The organism is Hyphobacterium marinum, assembly GCF_036330325.1.
GTDB classification, from domain to species: Bacteria; Pseudomonadota; Alphaproteobacteria; order Caulobacterales; family Maricaulaceae; genus Hyphobacterium; species Hyphobacterium marinum.
On sequence record NZ_JAZDRO010000004.1, the window covers coordinates 143499 to 160381 of the forward strand.

General features: G+C 64.9%; 12 protein-coding genes and 1 tRNA gene. 8 read left to right on the plus strand and 5 right to left on the minus strand.

Annotated features, from left to right (window positions below):
• The first annotated feature begins 180 nt into the window (after positions 1-180).
• A complete protein-coding gene (locus V0U35_RS10405) occupies positions 181-1317 on the plus strand; it encodes a hypothetical protein (RefSeq protein ID WP_330196647.1) in 1137 nt (378 codons plus the stop codon).
• On the opposite strand, the gene V0U35_RS10410 is transcribed toward V0U35_RS10405, so the two are convergent.
• On the minus strand, positions 1314-2117 hold the full coding sequence (locus tag V0U35_RS10410) for an FkbM family methyltransferase (RefSeq protein WP_330196648.1): 804 nt from the start codon (positions 2115-2117) through the stop codon (positions 1314-1316). The two genes, V0U35_RS10405 and V0U35_RS10410, sit on opposite strands and share 4 nt — an antisense overlap.
• Positions 2118-2343: 226 nt before the next feature.
• On the opposite strand from V0U35_RS10410, the gene V0U35_RS10415 reads away from it, so the two are divergent.
• Positions 2344-2420: transfer RNA gene (locus V0U35_RS10415), tRNA-Met, on the plus strand.
• 62 nt (positions 2421-2482) lie between these two features.
• Here the strand turns inward: V0U35_RS10415 and V0U35_RS10420 are convergent.
• Both V0U35_RS10420 and V0U35_RS10425 read right to left on the minus strand, forming a co-directional pair.
• Positions 2483-4114, minus strand: a complete 1632-nt coding sequence (locus tag V0U35_RS10420; protein ID WP_330196649.1) for a phosphoenolpyruvate carboxykinase — start codon at positions 4112-4114, stop codon at positions 2483-2485.
• Between the two features lie 162 nt (positions 4115-4276).
• The gene (locus V0U35_RS10425) at positions 4277-5161 is read right to left on the minus strand and encodes a pirin family protein (RefSeq protein WP_330196650.1); all 885 of its coding nucleotides are present in this window, start codon (positions 5159-5161) and stop codon (positions 4277-4279) included.
• 163 nt (positions 5162-5324) lie between these two features.
• Between V0U35_RS10425 and V0U35_RS10430 the strand changes: the two genes are divergently transcribed.
• The 4 genes from V0U35_RS10430 to V0U35_RS10445 all read left to right on the plus strand — a co-directional run bounded on the left by V0U35_RS10430 (position 5325) and on the right by V0U35_RS10445 (position 12349).
• Complete coding sequence (locus tag V0U35_RS10430; protein WP_330196651.1) at positions 5325-6812, plus strand: M20/M25/M40 family metallo-hydrolase; 1488 nt, start codon at positions 5325-5327, stop codon at positions 6810-6812.
• A 259-nt stretch (positions 6813-7071) separates the two neighbouring features.
• Entirely contained in the window at positions 7072-8250 is a 1179-nt protein-coding gene (gene wecB / locus V0U35_RS10435) for a non-hydrolyzing UDP-N-acetylglucosamine 2-epimerase (RefSeq protein WP_330196652.1), read from the plus strand.
• 2 nt (positions 8251-8252) lie between these two features.
• Positions 8253-10610 (plus strand): glycosyl transferase family protein, encoded by a 2358-nt coding sequence (locus V0U35_RS10440; RefSeq protein ID WP_330196653.1) that lies wholly within the window; start codon positions 8253-8255, stop codon positions 10608-10610.
• Between the two features lie 8 nt (positions 10611-10618).
• Complete coding sequence (locus V0U35_RS10445) at positions 10619-12349, plus strand: NfrA family protein (RefSeq protein WP_330196655.1); 1731 nt, start codon at positions 10619-10621, stop codon at positions 12347-12349.
• On the opposite strand, the gene V0U35_RS10450 is transcribed toward V0U35_RS10445, so the two are convergent.
• A complete protein-coding gene (locus V0U35_RS10450) occupies positions 12346-13158 on the minus strand; it encodes a hypothetical protein (RefSeq protein ID WP_330196656.1) in 813 nt (270 codons plus the stop codon). The two genes, V0U35_RS10445 and V0U35_RS10450, sit on opposite strands and share 4 nt — an antisense overlap.
• Before the next feature lie 24 nt (positions 13159-13182).
• Positions 13183-14115 carry a hypothetical protein gene (locus V0U35_RS10455; RefSeq protein ID WP_330196657.1) on the minus strand — a complete coding sequence of 311 codons (933 nt, stop codon included), beginning with the start codon at positions 14113-14115 and terminating at the stop codon, positions 13183-13185.
• 200 nt (positions 14116-14315) lie between these two features.
• On the opposite strand from V0U35_RS10455, the gene V0U35_RS10460 reads away from it, so the two are divergent.
• Both V0U35_RS10460 and V0U35_RS10465 read left to right on the plus strand, forming a co-directional pair.
• The gene (locus V0U35_RS10460; RefSeq protein WP_330196658.1) at positions 14316-16088 is read left to right on the plus strand and encodes an amidase; all 1773 of its coding nucleotides are present in this window, start codon (positions 14316-14318) and stop codon (positions 16086-16088) included.
• The gene (locus V0U35_RS10465) at positions 16088-16726 is read left to right on the plus strand and encodes a glutathione S-transferase family protein (RefSeq protein WP_330196659.1); all 639 of its coding nucleotides are present in this window, start codon (positions 16088-16090) and stop codon (positions 16724-16726) included. Before V0U35_RS10460 ends, V0U35_RS10465 begins: the two co-directional genes overlap by 1 nt.
• Positions 16727-16883 lie beyond the last annotated feature (157 nt).

The following is a 16883-nucleotide window of genomic DNA, read 5'->3' on the forward strand; positions in this document are numbered from 1 at the left end:
CCGCACGATCGATCTGACCCTCTTTGACGATGTTATTGAAAAAGCCCTGCCGGAAACGGCGGGGCTTTTTTGCGTTTGGGCTTAACTTGTCGGTCTGTCATCACACGATTGTGGGTTTCCCGTGCCATTGGTCCGCGCAACGCTGCTCGCGGATATGATTGAATGGCGGAGGGGATTGTCATGCTGGACTTGATCGAAGCTGCTTGGTTGATGACCACGCAGGTTGGCACGGATCGCACCTGGGACGAGGTTCTCGGCACCGAGGTCACCGAGGACTGGCAGTCTGCCGAACACCGCCAGTACGATTTCTGGACCGGGCGGGGCGAGGGCAATTGGCGACCGCGAGAGGAAGCCGGGCTGGGTCATGTCGAAGACGGCCAGCGTCAGCGCCACTATGTGTTTCCGGCTCTCGACGGCAAGGCGATCATCGAGATCGCTGAACCGCGCGACCTGACACCGGGCGAGGCGCAGGGGCGCGGCTTCTCCATCCGCTATTACAATGAGGCCGCGGGCCGGTGGGTGATGGCTCAGCACTGGCCGAACCCGCAATTCGACGGCATCGTTTTCCTCGACCAGCTGACCGGCGAGGAACATCACGGACGCATTGCGGTCTATAGCGCCGACATGCGCGCGCAGACGCCCGAGGGTGAGCCGCAGATCCGCCGCTACCAGTTTTCCGACATCCGTGCCGACGGATTCCGGTGGGACGGCGCCAATACGGCCGATGGCGGCGAGACCTGGCGCACCTGGATGGTGGTCGACTTCCAGCGCCTCGGCGATATGCCGTCCCTGCCGGCAGCAGGTGAACCGCTGCCCGGCTATTCGGAAGGTCTTCTCTGCCAGACCGAACCCCATGGCGCGCTCGACGGCCTCGTCGGCGAATGGTCCGGGGAAGCGGTCAGCGCCAATGGCGACGTCGAACCTGCGCGCTTTACCGCCGGGCATATGCTGGACGGCTGTGCCATCGCTGGCGTGATCGAGCGCCCGGAGAGCGGTTATCGCGGTCTTCTGGCGTGGAGCTACACGCCGATCCTGCAGCGCTGGATCGCCTTCTATCTCAACAACACGCCGCGTTCGCCGCACCTCTATTTCGCCTCGGAGACCGCAGGCGAGGGCGCGTCCTTCTTCCAGCTTCCCGCCGTGATCGCGGACGAGAGGACGCCTTTCATCACCAATGCGCGCGCCGGTGAGGACACCGCCCGGGCCCGCACGGTCTGGGAGACGTTGAACGAGGCTGAGCTGGTCTGGCGGGTCGAGTACCGGGGCCAGGACGGCAACTGGCAACCCTACATCACCTATCGCTTTGCGCGGGACTAGCGCGTCAGGATGACATTGCGCCCGGTATCGAGCGCGACCGCATAACCCTTGGTCCGCGCCAGCGCGACAGGATCGCGCGTCTCGTTGGAATAAAGGCTTTCGAGAACCAGCGCGCCTGGCCAGCGGCCTTCGGGGGCCTCGTCGAAAAAGCGGGCCAGGATGCGCATTTCCATACCCTCGACATCGATCTTGATCGCACCGGGGCGCTCCAGACCGGTCTCATCCAGAAGATCGAGCAGTGTCAGGGCTTTGACCGTGATGGTCTCGCCCTCGGTGATGAGCCCGCTTTCCCCGCGATTGTTGGTGTTCACGTGGAAGGTCAGCTCGCCGGCTTCATCGCTGACGGCGACATCCATCACGCGCACGCGCTCGGTCAGGTCATTGGCGGCGAGATTGAAGCGCAGGCGGCGCAGCATTTCAGGCTGCGGATCGACCGCGACGAAACGCGCTCCGGGCCCGGCCTTCACCGCGAGGTGCAGCGTGTAGATGCCGCAATTCGCGCCGAGATCGATAAAGCTGAAATCACCGGTGAGGTGGTCGGACAGCCAGGCGAGTTCGGCCGGGTCGAAGCGCTGCGGGCTGACCAGCGCCCGCTTTTCGCTGAGATTGTCCTTCGGGTGCAGACGGGCACGGAAGCCCAGCGTCTCGATGTCGGCGGCATCGGGCGCAAACGCCATGGCCAGGCGGGCCAGCGCGCCGCTCCTGCTCGACCGGGCCGGACCCAGCAGGGCAGCAAATAGGCCGCTCGGGGCCAGCGCGCCCCAGGCCGGTGCCTCATCGGATATCGTCGCGTCCGTCATGGCATGAGGCTTACGCGAGCCCACGCCTCCCGCCAAGCTGCAAGCGGTGCGGAATACGGCCTTGAATCACTGCCGCTTATGGCCTAGATACGCCCCTCGCTCGGCAACGGGCGTACCACTGACGTAGGGGCGCGAGCAGCCCCGTCCGCCCGCAGGGTTTATCCCGAGGACGGACAAAGTTGAAAAGAGAGGGCTGCGGCCTGATCCGATCTGACGCTCACTCTGACGCGGGGTGGAGCAGCCCGGTAGCTCGTCAGGCTCATAACCTGAAGGTCGTAGGTTCAAATCCTACCCCCGCACCCAACGACAAAGCCCCCGCCGGTTTCCGGCGGGGGCTTTTTTATGCCTTCAGAGGGTGTGACGGACTATTCGGCGGCGACGGTCGCGGCCGCATTGTCCTTCATCACCGGGGCCGCGGCGCGGACATAGGCCGCGACATGGTCCTCGTATTTGACGAAGTTGGCGTTGAACATCGCGGCGAGCTTGGCGGCCTGCGCGTCATAGGCGTCGCGGTCCTTCCAGGTCGAGCGCGGGTCGAGAATGCCTGACGGTACCCCATGCACCGTGACCGGCACCATGAAGCGGAAGGTCGGGTCAGCGCGGAACTCGGTCGACTTCAGCGTGCCGTCCAGAACGGCATTGAGGAGCGCGCGCGTCTCGCGGATCGGCATGCGCTCGCCGGTGCCATAGGCCCCGCCGGTCCAGCCCGTGTTGACGAGCCAGCAATCGACATCGTGCTCGGCGATCAGCTCACGCAGGAGCGCGCCGTACTCGGCCGGGTGGCGCGGCATGAAGGGCGCACCAAAGCAGGCCGAGAAGGTCGCGGTCGGTTCGGTGACGCCCTTTTCGGTACCGGCGACCTTGGCGGTATAGCCCGACAGGAAGTGATACATGGCCTGGGCCGGTGTCAGCTTGGCGATCGGCGGCATCACGCCGAACGCGTCGCAGGTCAGCATGATCAGGTTTTTCGGCTGACCGCAGCGGCCCGTGTCGCTGGCGTTCGGGATGGCGTGGATCGGATAGGCCCCGCGGCTGTTCTCCGCGAGCGACGCGTCGTCGAGATCGAGCGTCCGGCTGACCGGATCCATCACGACGTTTTCCAGCACCGTGCCCCACATCTTCGTGGTGGCGTGGATTTCCGGCTCGGCTTCTTCCGACAGGCGGATCATTTTCGCGTAGCAGCCACCTTCGAAATTGAAGAGGCCGTTTTCCGACCAGCCATGCTCGTCATCACCGACGAGGGTGCGGCTGGCATCGGCCGAGAGCGTCGTCTTGCCAGTGCCGGAGAGGCCGAAGAAGATGGCCGCGCCGTCTTCCTCGTGGCAATTGACCGAGCAGTGCATCGGCATGACGCCCTTTTCGGGCAGCAGATAATTCAGGATGGTGAAGACCGACTTCTTGGTCTCGCCGGCATAGGACGTGCCGCCAATCAGGACGAGGCGGCGGGCGAAGTCGACCGCGATCACGGTTTCGGAGCGGCAGCCATGGCGCGCCGGGTCGGCGCGGAAGCTCGGCAGGTTCACGATGGTGAATTCGGGCGCGAAACCATCGAGCTCGGCGGCTTCAGGGCGGCGCAGCAGGTGACGGATGAAAAGGCTGTGCCAGGCAAATTCGGTGAACACACGCACGGGCAGACGGTGGTCGAGATCGGCCCCGCCAAACAGGTCCTGGACGAAGAGTTCCCGGCTGGCCATGTGAGCGCGGAAGTCATCGAGCAGGGTGGCGAATTGCTCAGACGTGATGGAGGCGTTGGCTTCCCACCACACCTTGTCTTCGGATTCCGCGTCGCGAACGGTGAACTTGTCTTTCGCAGAACGCCCGGTGTGCTGACCGGTTTCGACGACCAGCGCGCCACCTTCAGAAACCCGGCCTTCGCCCCGGCGTACGGCTTCCTCGTAGAGGGCCGCTTCGGGCCAGTTGTGATGGGCCGTTCCGACTGATGCGAGATCAATGGCGACAGGCCCGGCGGCTTGGCCGTTCAGCGTTTCTGCGGTCATGATATCCCCCGGCTGGCGGCCGGATCCCTTTAAAGGTTCCCGGCGCGGATAATAACGGTCTCCCGCCGCTGAATCATCCTTTTTCGGTTCGATCCGGGACAGGAGGCGGCGCTGGTATAGTCCAAGAGCAAGTGTCCGGCCAGACGCGGAATGCAATAAGCCTCATTCCGGCAAGGGGATATGCTCGGTCTCGCCGTCGGGCAGGCGAAACCGCGTGCCCTCAAAGCCGCCTTCGGCCGATCCCGTCCAGTCGGCCTTGGCCCGTTCGAGCCGGTCGCGGTCACTGGAGACGAAATTCCAGAAAATATGCCGCTTGCCAGGCAGAGGGGCACCGCCGCAGAGCATCACCACGCTGTCCGCCATGGCTTTCATCTCGGGCTCGCTGCCCGGTGACAGCACCGCCATGTCGCCTTCCTCCAGCGTTTCTCCGTCCAGAGTGACCTGGCCGCGGGCGATATAGACGGCGCGTTCCTCGTGTTCATTGCTGACCGGAACGGTCGAGCCCTCGGGCATGTCGGCATGCACGTAGAAGGTCGGCGAAAACACCTTGGCCGGGGCTTCCATTCCATAGCCGGTGCCAAGAATGACCCGGAGCGTCGCGCCGCCGGTCTTCACCACAGGCAGGTCGGCCTTGCCGTAATGGTGAAATTCCGGGTCGGTCTCTTCGTGCGCTTCGGGCAGGGCGACCCAGGTCTGGATACCGTGCATGGTGAAGCCGTTCTTGCGGGCGTCATCGCCGGTGCGCTCGGAATGAACGATCCCCTTGCCGGCGGTCATCCAGTTCACATCGCCGGGATAGATGGTCTGGTGGACACCCAGGCTGTCGCGGTGGTCCATCTCGCCTTCAAAGAGATAGGTCACGGTCGCCAGCCCGATATGCGGGTGAGGGCGCACGTCCACGCCCTTGCCGGGCGGGAATTTCGCCGGGCCGATATGATCGAAGAAGATAAAGGGGCCGACGAGACGGCGCTTGGGGTGCGGCAGGACACGGCGCACGGCGAATCCGCCGAGATCCTTCTCCTTGGCGCGGATCAATAGGTCGATCATGGTCGGGGCTCCTGTTGGTTGGCTGGAAGATAGGCCTGGATGGTCCAGACTTCACCCCGCTGTGCGGCAGAGGCGTGTTTCCGTTCTGTCGCCAATTGAGTGTCGGCGAGGGCTTCTGTAGCGTGCGCCTGAATTATTGCTGGGAGAGATTGTCACGATGCGAATGAATTGCGGACTTCCGGGGCTGGCCTTGGCCTTCGGCCTCGCCACGGCGGCGCACGCCGTCCAGGACACGGCACGTTTTGACTTCACCGATCAGCAGGAAGCGCATGCCGAAGCGCTGGCCGAAACCGCGCTCGACAGTGATCTGGCCTGGGACATCCTGGAATCGCTGACCACCGAAGTCGGGCCCCGCCTGGGCGGCAGCCCGCAAGAGGCCGTCGCGCGCGAATGGGCCGTCCGCATGCTGGAAGCCAACGGGTTTTCCAATGTCCGCATCGAGCCGTTCGACATGCCCTATTGGGAGCGCGGCCCGCTGCATGTCGAGCTCACCGCACCCTTCCCGCAGAGACTCTATGCGACCGATCTGGGCGGGTCCGCGTCTGGCCCCGAGGGGGGGATCGACGCCGGGATTGCCTTTTTCGACAGTTTTGACGATCTCCAGCAATCACCCGGCGGCAATTCGCTGGACGGTATGGTGGTCTATATCGATGACCGTATGGTCGCGGCGCAGACCGGTGCGGGCTATGGCCCGGCCAACGACAAGCGGCGCTTCGGCTGGCTGGAAGCCCAGGCGCGTGGTGCCACGGCGCTGTTGATCCGCTCGGTCGGGACCGATTCTCACCGCATGCCGCACACCGGAACGATCAGCACGCCGAATGCGACCAGTGAGTTGTCGCAGGCGGCACGTGATTATCTGGACGCTGAGTATCCCGACTATCTGGAAAATCCGGCACGTTCGCGCATTCCCGCAATCGCTTTGTCCGGCCCCGATGCCGACCAGGTCGAACGCATTCACGAGATGGGTGAGGCCATGCGCGTGCGCATCGAAGCCAACTCCGGATGGCAGGAGACGGCCCAGTCCGGCAATGTCGTCGGAGAAATTCCCGGAACCGATCTCGCCGACGAGATTATCCTGATCGGGGCGCACCTGGACTCCTGGGACGAAGGGACGGGCGCGGTCGATGACGGGGCCGGCGTCGCCATCGTCACCGCCGCCGCGCGCCTGATCGCAGACGCCGGAGATGCGCCGCGCCGCACCATTCGCGTGGTCCTGTTCGGGGCCGAGGAAGTCGGCCTTCTCGGTGCCTTCGCCTATGCGCGCGAGAATGCCGGCGAGATCGGCAACATCGTTTTGGCGTCCGAATCCGATTTCGGTGCCGGTCCTGTCTGGCGCTTCTCTTCGGGTGTGTCTGACGAAGCCACGCCGGTTTTTGATGCCATCGGGCGGAACATCACCGAGCTGGGAATCATCCGCGGCGACCGCAATGCCCGTGGCGGCGGTCCGGACATCATCCCGCTGGCGATGGCCGGCGTACCGGTTTTCCGGCTCGAGCAGGTTGGAACGGACTATTTCGACCTGCACCACACACCCGATGACACGCTCGACAAGGTTGATCCCGACGCGCTCGCGCAGAATGTCGCGGCGTGGGCAGCGACCGTTTACCTTGCGGCGCAGGCCGACACCGATTTTAGAACGCAGGATGAATAGAACCGCTGCGGCCTAGCCGCATTTGCCCCGCTTTAAGGCGGTCGTGCCCCGAATGCGGCACGGCCGCCTTTCTTTTTCGCTAAAGGGCCGCTTTGCGGCGGTCTTTTCTCCCTACTCCTTGACGAATTTCCACCGTGAGCACTCGGTCCGGTCGACCTGACGCCCGTCAGGTCTGTGCGCCCGGATCGTCGCGAGAACTGGGGATCGCGAGGGACGCTCGGTCCGCCCTCCATGGGCAGGCCGCACAAGGGGGGTAGCGATGAAGATCGCACTCATAGCCGGGACGCGTCCCGAGATCGTCAAGCTGGCTCCCGTACGGGATGCCATGAATGCGTTGCCAGACCTGCAATCCTGGTGGCTTGCGACCGGCCAGCATGGAAGCCTTGCTGAGCAGGCAATGGGCGTATTCGACATTGTGCCCGACCGGCAGCTATCGCTGAACTGGACCAAGTCGTCCCTGCCGAGCCTGTTCGCTCGTCTGATCGAGGGCTTGGCCGAGGAATATGAACGCAGCGGTCCGGACATGGTCATCGTGCAGGGCGATACCGCCAGCGCCTATGCCGGAGCGACCGCCGCGCACATGCTGCGCATTCCGGTCGCCCATGTCGAAGCCGGCCTACGCAGCGGCGATCTGGCCAACCCGTTCCCCGAAGAGGGTTTCCGGCGGATGATCGCGCCGATCACGGATTTACACTTCGCCCCGACACGGGCCGCGCGGGACAACCTGCGTGCCGAGAATATCGATGACGACAAGATCCTGGTCACGGGCAATACGGTCGTCGATGCCGTCGAGGCGCTGGGTGACAATGACGTCCGGCCTGCTGCGCTCGATGATGTCGCACCAGGGGCGAACATCGTCCTGGTGACCGCGCACCGGCGTGAAAACTGGGGCGAGGGGATCGACTCCATCTGCGAGGCGGTGCTCGACCTGCGCGGACGCTTTTCCAACACCCATTTCATCCTGCCCGCCCACGCCAATCCGCGCGTCCGGGATGCGGTGAACCAGCTTCTGGCCGGCGAACCGCAAATCTCGGTCGTCGACCCGCTCTCCTACCCCGAATTCATCGGCGTCCTGAAACGCTCCTCCCTGGTTCTTTCGGACTCCGGCGGCGTGCAGGAAGAGGCTCCAAGCTTCGGCGTCCCTGTTCTGGTGCTGCGCGAGCGCACCGAACGGATGGAGGCTGTGAAGGCTGGCACCGCGCTTCTGGTCGGGACCGATCGCGCGCGGATCGTCACAGAAGCCAGCCGTTTGCTCGCTGACCCGCGAGCGCGCCTGAAAATGACCAAGCGCGGCAATCCCTTCGGTGACGGCAATGCCGGTATTCGTATTGTCGCCGCCTGCCGTGATTTCCTGCAGTCAAGCGGGCCGGCTGCCCCGAAAGGCGGACTGCTCTCGCGGCTCGGGCTCGGCACGACCTCGATTGCGATGGCGGAATAGTCATGTCGCTCGAACTCGCAGCCATGGCCATGCCCATCACTGCCCAGCTGGGTGAGATGGGGGCCTATTTCGCGTCGGACGCGTTCAAGGAAACGATCGAAACCTCGACCCGTGCCTACTGGACCGGGCTGAGCTGGCTGACGGCCTATGCGGCGGTGGCGATCTTCATCTCCTCGACCGATGACGCCTTCCTGGACCTCTATTACTGGGTGCTGACCGGCCAGCGCGTGCTGACCCAGCCGTTCCGCTATGTCCCGTCCACGAAGAAGCTGCACGAAATGCCGCAGAAGAAATTCGCGGTCATGGTCCCGGCCTGGCAGGAATCCGACGTCATCGTGCGCATGTTGATGAACACGCTGTCGACGATGGATTACGCGCGCTTCGACATCTATGTCGGCGTCTATCCCAACGACCCCGCGACCATTGCCGAAGTGGACGCGGTCGTGAAGCGCGAACCGCGCGTCTTCAAGGCGACCGTGGGCCATGACGGCCCGACCTCGAAGGCCGATTGCCTGAACTGGATCATCGCCGAGATCGGCCGTCAGGAGATCGCCTCGGGCGAGGAGTATGACGCCATCCTGATGCAGGATTCCGAGGACGTGATCCACCCGATGTCGTTCAAGGTGGTCAATGCCTGGCTCGACCGCGCCGACATGATCCAGCTGCCGGTGCTGTCAATGCCGCGCAAGTGGAATGCGCTTGTTGCCTGTCACTACATGGACGAGTTCGCCGAATGGCACGGCAAGGACCTGATCGCGCGCTCACACATGACCGACCTTGTCCCGTCCGCAGGCGTGGCGACGGCGTTCAGCCGGCGGTCCATCGCCATGCTGTGCGAAGAACGCGACAACCTGCCCTTCAACACCGACTCCCTGACCGAGGATTACGATATCGGCCACCGCTTCTACGAGGCGGGCCTGAAGTCCGCCTTTGTTCGCTATTGGGCGAAAATGCCGGTCAGCGAGCGCGAAGCCGTGTTCGGCAATCACACGGTGACGAAATACCGGCGCGAGCTGGTTGCGACGCGGGAATTCTTCCCCGACAAGGCATCGATCTCGATCCGTCAGAAATCGCGCTGGATGCTGGGCATTTCCTTCATGGGCTGGAAACAGCTTGGCTGGATCGGACCAGCCGCGCACCGCTATTTCCTCTACCGCGACCGCAAGGCGATCTGGACCGCGCCAACGGGCATGCTCGCCTACGCCATCGTGTTCCAGTCCGCGCTCTACTGGGGCATCGCGACCGCCGTGCCCTCGCTGGGTGGGCTGCCGCCGCTGATCGACCCGGAGAGTTGGCTCTGGGGTATCGTCCTCATCAATTTCGTATTCCTGGTGAACCGGGTGGTTCACCGCCTGATCTTCACCGGGGCCCAGCACGGGCTGAAATACGCCGTCCTCGCCCCGGTCCGGATGATCGTTGCCAACTATATCGGCTTCATGGCCGCCTGGCGGGCGACGCGGCGTTATCTCTGGCACATGATCAGCGGGGTGAAGCTGACCTGGGACAAGACCGCCCACGCCTATCCATCGCTCGCCGAGATCAATGGCACGGCCGAGCAAAAGACACGGCTGGGCGAGGCCCTCATCTTCTGGGGCGCGCTCAATCAGGACACGCTGGACGCCGCGCTCGACGCGCAGGCGCAACGCTACCGGCCGCTGGGCCTCCTGTTGCTCGACCGGGGCGATATCACCGACGAGCACTTGGCTAACGGGTTTTCCGAGCATACCGGCCTGCCGGCCATCGCGCTCGATCCGCTGAAAACCCCCGCCGAGACACTCGAACGCCTGCCGCGTGACCTGGCGCGGCGCTATCAAGCCATGGCCTATGGCCGGGAAAACGGCGCGGTCCATGTCGCCATTGGCGAGCCGCTTAAGCCTGAAGACGCCGCCGCGCTGGAACGCGCTATCGGCAAGCCGGTCAAACTCGCCTTCGCGCCGATGAGCGACATCACGTTCGGGCTTGCCCACGCCTATGATCGGTCGCAGGTCGAGAAGGAGGCGCGCACCGCGCGCATCCTCGCGCGGCTCAATCTGATTGCGCCGGAAGAAGACACCGAGATCTGGAAGGCGATCCGCCGTCCGTCAGTCCGCTTTGCCGACCTGCTGGTCCGGCGCGGTGCCATCAGCCACGACAATTTGCGCACGGCTCAGGACCGGCTCGGCGCGGCGAGTGACGAACAGCTTGGCCACGACCTCATCGAAGCCGGTCTGATCGACCAGGCCGACCATGACGCGGCGATGCTCGCCGCCTCGCGCCCGCCCGCCGGATATATCCGCACGGCCCGCCGTCTCGGCTATCTGAAGGACCACGACATCGAGGTCCTCGCCGAGCGCCACGCCGAACTCCTTGAAGACGCATGAGGCCCGCCATGTTACATTCCAAACCCATGACCGCCCCGAAATCCCTCATTCGGACACGGCGCAATCTGCTCGCTTCGGTCACCTTCGCGAGCCTGACGATTCTGGCCGTATCGGCGGGCGCTTCGCCCCAGGATGGCGAGATCGCCTCGGCGCGCATGACGGCCCAAAGCGCGGTACAGTCAGGCGATTGCGTCGAAGCCTATGAGATTTACGCCCGTGTCGCCGTGCAGGGAGGACGGGCACTTGATTTCGTCGCCGCCGGGGAATGCGCGGTGCGGCTCGGGCGTCCCGCTGACGCGGCCCACGCCTTCTGGAATGCCGCTGAGCGGATCGATCAGCTGGACGACGCGCAGGCGCTCTACGTGCTGCGCAGCCTGGCTTATCAGGCCGAGGCGGCGGGCCAGTTGCCGCGCTCGCGCATGGCCTGGGACCGCGTCGCGAACCGTAGCGGCGAGTCCGGCGACCGCGTGATGGCCGCGCGCGCCGCCCGTCTCGACGGGCGGGGCGGAGCCGCTGGGGCCCAGCTCAACCGCGTCAATGCAGCCGACCTCTCAGGGGCCGCTCTGGCGACCTATTACGAGGAAATGGCCCGTTCGCTGGCCGAGCAGCAGCCAAGTGCGGCGGCGATGTATTTCGAGCGCGCCATCGCGGTCGAGGACGCCGCCTACCGCCAGTTTGAACTCGCCCTCCTGCTCGACCGGGCGGGACGCGGGGCGGACGCCGCGCGCGCCTTCGAGACGGCGCTCGCCCGTGAACCGGACAATGTCGATATCCTCCTCTCGGCGGGCTATTCGGCGCGCCGTAATGGCCGCAACGAGGACGCCGCGCGCTATTTCGAGCGGGCGATGGCGCTCGACCCGGACCGGGAAGGGCTGGCCGAAGATCTCGGCTATGCCCTGAAGGACGCGGACGACGAGGCCGGTGCGGCGAGTGCCTTCCGCCTCGCCGTCGATCGCCTGCTTGACGATCCAAGTGCTGATCCCGGCCAGACCTACCGGCTGCGCCGCGAGATCGAGGAGCTGGAAGACAATCGCTACGCCTATGCCTTCCTCAGCTATCGCGACACGGGCGCGGGCAATGGCCCGAACCTGCCCGAGCTGGGGCCGGTCGAAAGCCAGATTGGCGGCGAATTCGGCTGGCGTCCCGATGCGCTGAACGGGCAGGGGACGGGCGTGACGCTCTACGGGCGCGGCTATGCCTCGCTGGGCGGGCGCGATTTCAGCCTCGATGAAGACTCGCTGCAGCTCGGTGTTGGCGCACGCTGGAAACCCTTCGCGCAGCAGGACATAAACTTGAGCGTGGAACGCCTCATCGCGGGCGGCGACCTTGCCCGGGATGCCTGGCTTCTGCGCGCCAGCGCGGGCTGGTCAGACGGGCTCGACTGGAACCCGGCGGAAGACAGCTGGAACTACACCGCGCTCTATGGCGATCTCGCCTACATTCCGGACGACCCTGAATATTTCTCGGCCTACGCCTCGGTGCGTCAGGGCCGCCGTTTCCGCACCGGTGACGGCTGGGCGGTGACGCCCTATGTCGTCGGCGTGGCACAGTATTCAGAAGACGGGTTTGCCAATCGCGACCGCTTCGAAGCCGGGGCCGGTGTCGCTGTCTCGCGCTGGCTCGATCAGGACCGCTACCGGGCCTACCGCCAGCGCATTGATTTCGAGCTGGAATACCGTTTCGGCCTCGGCGATGACGACGAGGACGCCGCCATCGCAAGGGTGATCTGGAATTTTTAGGAAGCGGTTGCTGTGCTTCCCGGCAACTCGCCCCACCTTGCGCGGACACCGAGATTGCGGAACACGTCCGCCCAGTAACGGCGCAGCGGGCCGGCCTGGTCGTCCTGCCAGCCCTCGCGTTCGACCAGCAGAATTTCGATCTCGACGCCTCTGAGGCCGTCGCCAAATTCGGCTTCGAGCGCGTCCGCCACGTCGGCAGCATCAGGCAGGCGGTCTTCGAGCGAACCGCGCCCGCGGCCATAGACCGTGAAGAGATCAGAATTCTGCAGCATGTCGGACACCAGCACGACACGGCGGCCCGGCACGTCCGGAGTAAAGCCGCGTTCAGCCGAGAGGCGGGCGAGGGCTTCCAGGATCGGGCTTTGCGGCGCGTCCTTGGGCGTCATCAGATCGTCGAGCGCGTCGCTCAACGGTTCGGCAAAGGCGGCCTCGTAGCGCGCCTGGATGCGCGCCGGATTGCGGTAGAGCGGATTGACCTGATCGCCGCTGCCCGGATTGCACAGCGAGAAGGAATTGGTGTCGGAAAGATTGCCGCGCTCGTTGAGCTCGAAGAGCGAGAGCCGCTCGCCGACCGCCAGTGCATCGCGCTGGGCGAGGATCGCACCGGCAATCGCCCCGGCCTGTGAGGGCGAGTAGAGGTCGGTCTTGTCGACCACCACGACCCGGTGCGGCGGGACGGTATCGGCCAGGCACAGCGTGTCGGGATCGTATTCGGCGGGCCGGACGACAAAGGCGAGATAGCTGATCCCGGCGAGAATCCCCGCGATGATGATCAGGTTGAATACGCCGATGGCGTCGCGTCCTGTCATGAAATCCGCTCCCGGTTCCGCGTTCTAGCCGCGCCCGGGCATATCCTCGGCAAAGTCGCTGGCCATGTCCATGAGCAGGGCCTGGCCTTCCTCGATCTGGTCGGCCGAGGACTGGCGCGAACCGGCGGCGCGTTTCAGCGACCGGTTCAGTTCGCGCGCGGCCTTTTCCGCCTTGCGCTGCACCACGCCATAGCCCGGGATCGCATCGTCGAACGTGCGCCCCTTGAAGGCGGCGATGGCGGCGAAGGTCAGGCCGAGTGTCAGCAGGAGATAGGCTTCCAGAGTCTGCAGGTTGAACGGGTTGGCGAACACGGCCGAGACCGGGGCGAGGATTTCGCCCGTCACACCGCTGCCCCCTAGGGCGAGCGACGCCGCATTGAGTTCCAGCAGGTCGCGATACTGCGCGGCGGCGAGGTTGAGAACCACGATGAAGGCAATGCCGATAGGCAGGCCGATGGCCGCGGGAATGAAGAACCAGGTCTTCTGCGGGTTCATCAGATGCCGCATGCACAGGAAGCCGATGATGAAGAAGCTGGCGATGACGTTGGTGAAAGACACCGTGATCGCCTGCAGCCAGCCGCCCAGAAGGCCAAGATCGGAGCCGGTGGAGAAGAAGTAGGCGTTCGCCAGGCCTTCCACGAGGACGAGGCCAGCGAGGATGGAGAAGTGCAATATGTGCGAGTCCGGATAGATCGCGGCGCGCTCGATGGGGCGTCCGGCGAGCTTTTTCGACTCGTCACCGGCATGGTCGTCAAACGCCCAGCCGGACGTCCGGCGGAAGCGCTTCAGGTTGGCAAAGGCACGGCGCGCCCTCGATATGGCGAATTGCAGATCGTGATCGCGCAGGTCCGCATCGCGGCCGCGCGACGTGGTGCGCGCTTCAGACCGGCCCGTGTTTTCCGCCGATTGCGGATCACGAAACTGGCGCGATCCGGTGTCGATGACATTGAGTGCCATGACTGCCCCTTCTTCATCTGTTCATTCAGCCCACGTCCGGAGGGACGCACCGTTTTGGTTAACGGCGAATTGTGGCGAATTGGGGCGGAGGTTCCGGCCATTTTTGGATGAATTGTGACCGCGGCACTCAACCCGCTTGCGGCTGGGCGGCTGGCGGGTCAGGCTGGCGGCCACATTTGGGCCTTCGGGGAGAGACGAAAATGGCGCGTTCGAACACCACACGTCGTCGCTTGCTTCAGGGACTGGCGGTCGGCACAGCGGGACTGGCCGCCGGACGCGCCGGAGCGCAGCAGCAGGATGAGTCGATAGCCTCTGCGGTCGGGGTCGAGGCTCCGGCCAATGACGCGGGCCGCGGCATTACCGCCGAGACGCTCGCCGAAGCCGAGAAACTCTTCGACGTCCGCTATTCCGATGCCGAGCGCGAACAGATACTGATCGGCATCGATGACTGGGTGGAACGTTCCGCGCGGCTGCGCGCCGTGAACAAGCCGAACGGGCTCGCCCCGGCCTGTGTCTTTGATCCGCGCCTGCCCGGTGTTTCCTATCGCGAGCAGGAAAACGCCGTGCGCAGCTCGGGCCGCGACCCCGGACCGGTGCCATCGGGCGAAGCTGACATCGCCTTTGCCCCGATCTGGAAGCAGGCGATCTGGCTGCGCCAGGACGACATCACCAGCCGCCGCCTGACCGAAATCTACTTGGACCGCATCGCGCGCCACGCTGACCGGCTGGAATGCTTCGTCACAGTGACGCCGGAGATCGCCTTGCGCGAAGCCGACCAGGCCGACCGGGAACGTGCCGAAGGTCATTATCGCGGGGCGCTGCACGGTATCCCTTACGGGCTGAAGGACATTATCGACGTGGCGGGCGTGCGCGCGACCTGGGGTGCCACGCCCTATCGCGACCGCATCGCCGAGGCTGATGCCCATGTCACTCAGCGCCTGCGTGAGGCCGGAGCGGTCCTGCTCGGCAAGACCACGTCAGGCGCGATTGCCTATGGCGACCGCTGGTTTGACGGCATCACCCGCAATCCGTGGAATCCGAATGAGGGCTCGTCAGGCTCAAGTGCGGGATCCGCGTCCGCGACCTCGGCAGGTCTGGTTGGCTTTGCCATCGGCACCGAGACGCTGGGCTCGATCGTCTCGCCGTCGCAGCGCTGCGGCACCAATGGCCTGCGTCCGACCTTTGGCCGCGTGTCTCGCACCGGCGCAATGGCGCTGTGCTGGTCGCTCGACAAGATCGGCGCGATCGCCCGCTCGGTCGAGGATACGGCTTACGTCCTCGCTGCGATCAATGGGCATGACCCGATGGACGTGTCGTCCCTATCGGCAGGCTTCGAAGCGGACCTGTCCCGCGATGTTCGGGGCATGCGCGTTGGCTACAACCCGGCCTGGTTCGAAGGCGCAGCCGAGGCCGACATGGCGGCCCTGAATGCCGCGCGCGATGCCGGTGTCGAACTGGTCGAGCGGTCCATGCCGGACCTTCCCTATGACGCGCTCTTCGCGGTCGTCGAGGCCGAGGCGGCTGCCGCCTTCGAGGAACTGACGCTGACCGGGCGCGATGACGAACTGGTCTGGCAGGACCCGCCTGCCTGGCCGAACACCTGGCGACGCGCACGCTTCATCTCGGCTGTGGACATGATCAATGTCGACCGGCTGCGCCGCCAGGTGATGAATGCCGCCGGCGAGATGTTCGACGGGGTCGACGCCATGATCGGTCCGAATTTTGCCGGCGCGATGCTGGTCATTACCAACTACACCGGCCATCCCTGTCTTGCCGTACGGTCGGGCTACGCGCAGCAGCCGACACGGACGATTTTCGGCGGCGCAGCGGACGACAGCGAAACAACCTTTCAGGTGCCTCACGTCACCAGCCTGTGGGCACCTTTATTCGAGGAAGGCAATATCCTGGCGCTGGGACGGGCCATCGAGGACCGGCTGGGTGTCGTGGACGACCGGCCGGAGGGCTTCGCCTGATGGACGGCCTGGTTTTCTATGACTGTGCCACTGCGCCCAGCCCGCGCCGGGCGCGAATGGTCATCGCCGAGAAGGGACTCACGGTCGAAGCCCGCCAGGTCGATCTGCGCAGCGGGGAGCATTTCTTCGACGCCTTCCGGGCGATCAATCCGCGCTGCACCGTGCCGGCGCTCGATACGGGCGAGGGCGTCGTTCTGACTGACAATGCCTCTATCGCCGCTTATCTCGAAGCCATCCGCCCCGATCCGCCCTTGTTGGGAGTTACACCGGTCGAAAAGGCCCTGATCGCGGAATGGATAAACCGGACCGAGTTCGAAGGCCTGATGGGTGTCGCCGAAGCCTTCCGCAACAGCGCGCCGGGCTTCAAGGGCCGGGCGCTGACCGGGCCGGACAACTATGACCAGATCCCGGCACTGGCCGAGCGGGGCCGGGCGCGGGTCGCGGCCTTCTATCCGGTGCTTGAAAGGAGGCTGGCGGACTCGCCCTATCTGGGCGGCGATCAGTTCTCGATTGCGGACATCACTGCCTTTGTCTTTGTCGAGTTTGCCGCTCGCGCAGGCGTTGAACCGGAAGGCGATTTTCCCGCGATGGACGAATGGCGCGGTGCGATTCGTATCCGGCCGAGCGCGTCAGCCTGACTGATCGGCAGTGCCAGTCGGCGGCGATCAGGGTGCAAATCGCCAAGTTGACGCTTACGTCATGCGTTGCGGAAATGATACAGGCCGTCAAAAAGCCTCGCCGAAACGCCTATTTTGGACCTTCGACGGGCCAAGCCGATCCGATCACGCTTCTGAA

Bases quoted from the DNA above. Each gene is read 5' to 3' on its own strand.
- V0U35_RS10405 (WP_330196647.1), top strand. From the start codon at position 181: ATGCTGGACTTGATCGAAGCTGCTTGGTTGATGACCACGCAGGTTGGC.
- V0U35_RS10410 (WP_330196648.1), bottom strand. From the start codon at position 2,117: ATGACGGACGCGACGATATCCGATGAGGCACCGGCCTGGGGCGCGCTG.
- V0U35_RS10420 (WP_330196649.1), bottom strand. From the start codon at position 4,114: ATGACCGCAGAAACGCTGAACGGCCAAGCCGCCGGGCCTGTCGCCATT.
- V0U35_RS10425 (WP_330196650.1), bottom strand. From the start codon at position 5,161: ATGATCGACCTATTGATCCGCGCCAAGGAGAAGGATCTCGGCGGATTC.
- V0U35_RS10430 (WP_330196651.1), top strand. From the start codon at position 5,325: ATGAATTGCGGACTTCCGGGGCTGGCCTTGGCCTTCGGCCTCGCCACG.
- wecB (WP_330196652.1), top strand. From the start codon at position 7,072: ATGAAGATCGCACTCATAGCCGGGACGCGTCCCGAGATCGTCAAGCTG.
- V0U35_RS10440 (WP_330196653.1), top strand. From the start codon at position 8,253: ATGTCGCTCGAACTCGCAGCCATGGCCATGCCCATCACTGCCCAGCTG.
- V0U35_RS10445 (WP_330196655.1), top strand. From the start codon at position 10,619: ATGTTACATTCCAAACCCATGACCGCCCCGAAATCCCTCATTCGGACA.
- V0U35_RS10450 (WP_330196656.1), bottom strand. From the start codon at position 13,158: ATGACAGGACGCGACGCCATCGGCGTATTCAACCTGATCATCATCGCG.
- V0U35_RS10455 (WP_330196657.1), bottom strand. From the start codon at position 14,115: ATGGCACTCAATGTCATCGACACCGGATCGCGCCAGTTTCGTGATCCG.
- V0U35_RS10460 (WP_330196658.1), top strand. From the start codon at position 14,316: ATGGCGCGTTCGAACACCACACGTCGTCGCTTGCTTCAGGGACTGGCG.
- V0U35_RS10465 (WP_330196659.1), top strand. From the start codon at position 16,088: ATGGACGGCCTGGTTTTCTATGACTGTGCCACTGCGCCCAGCCCGCGC.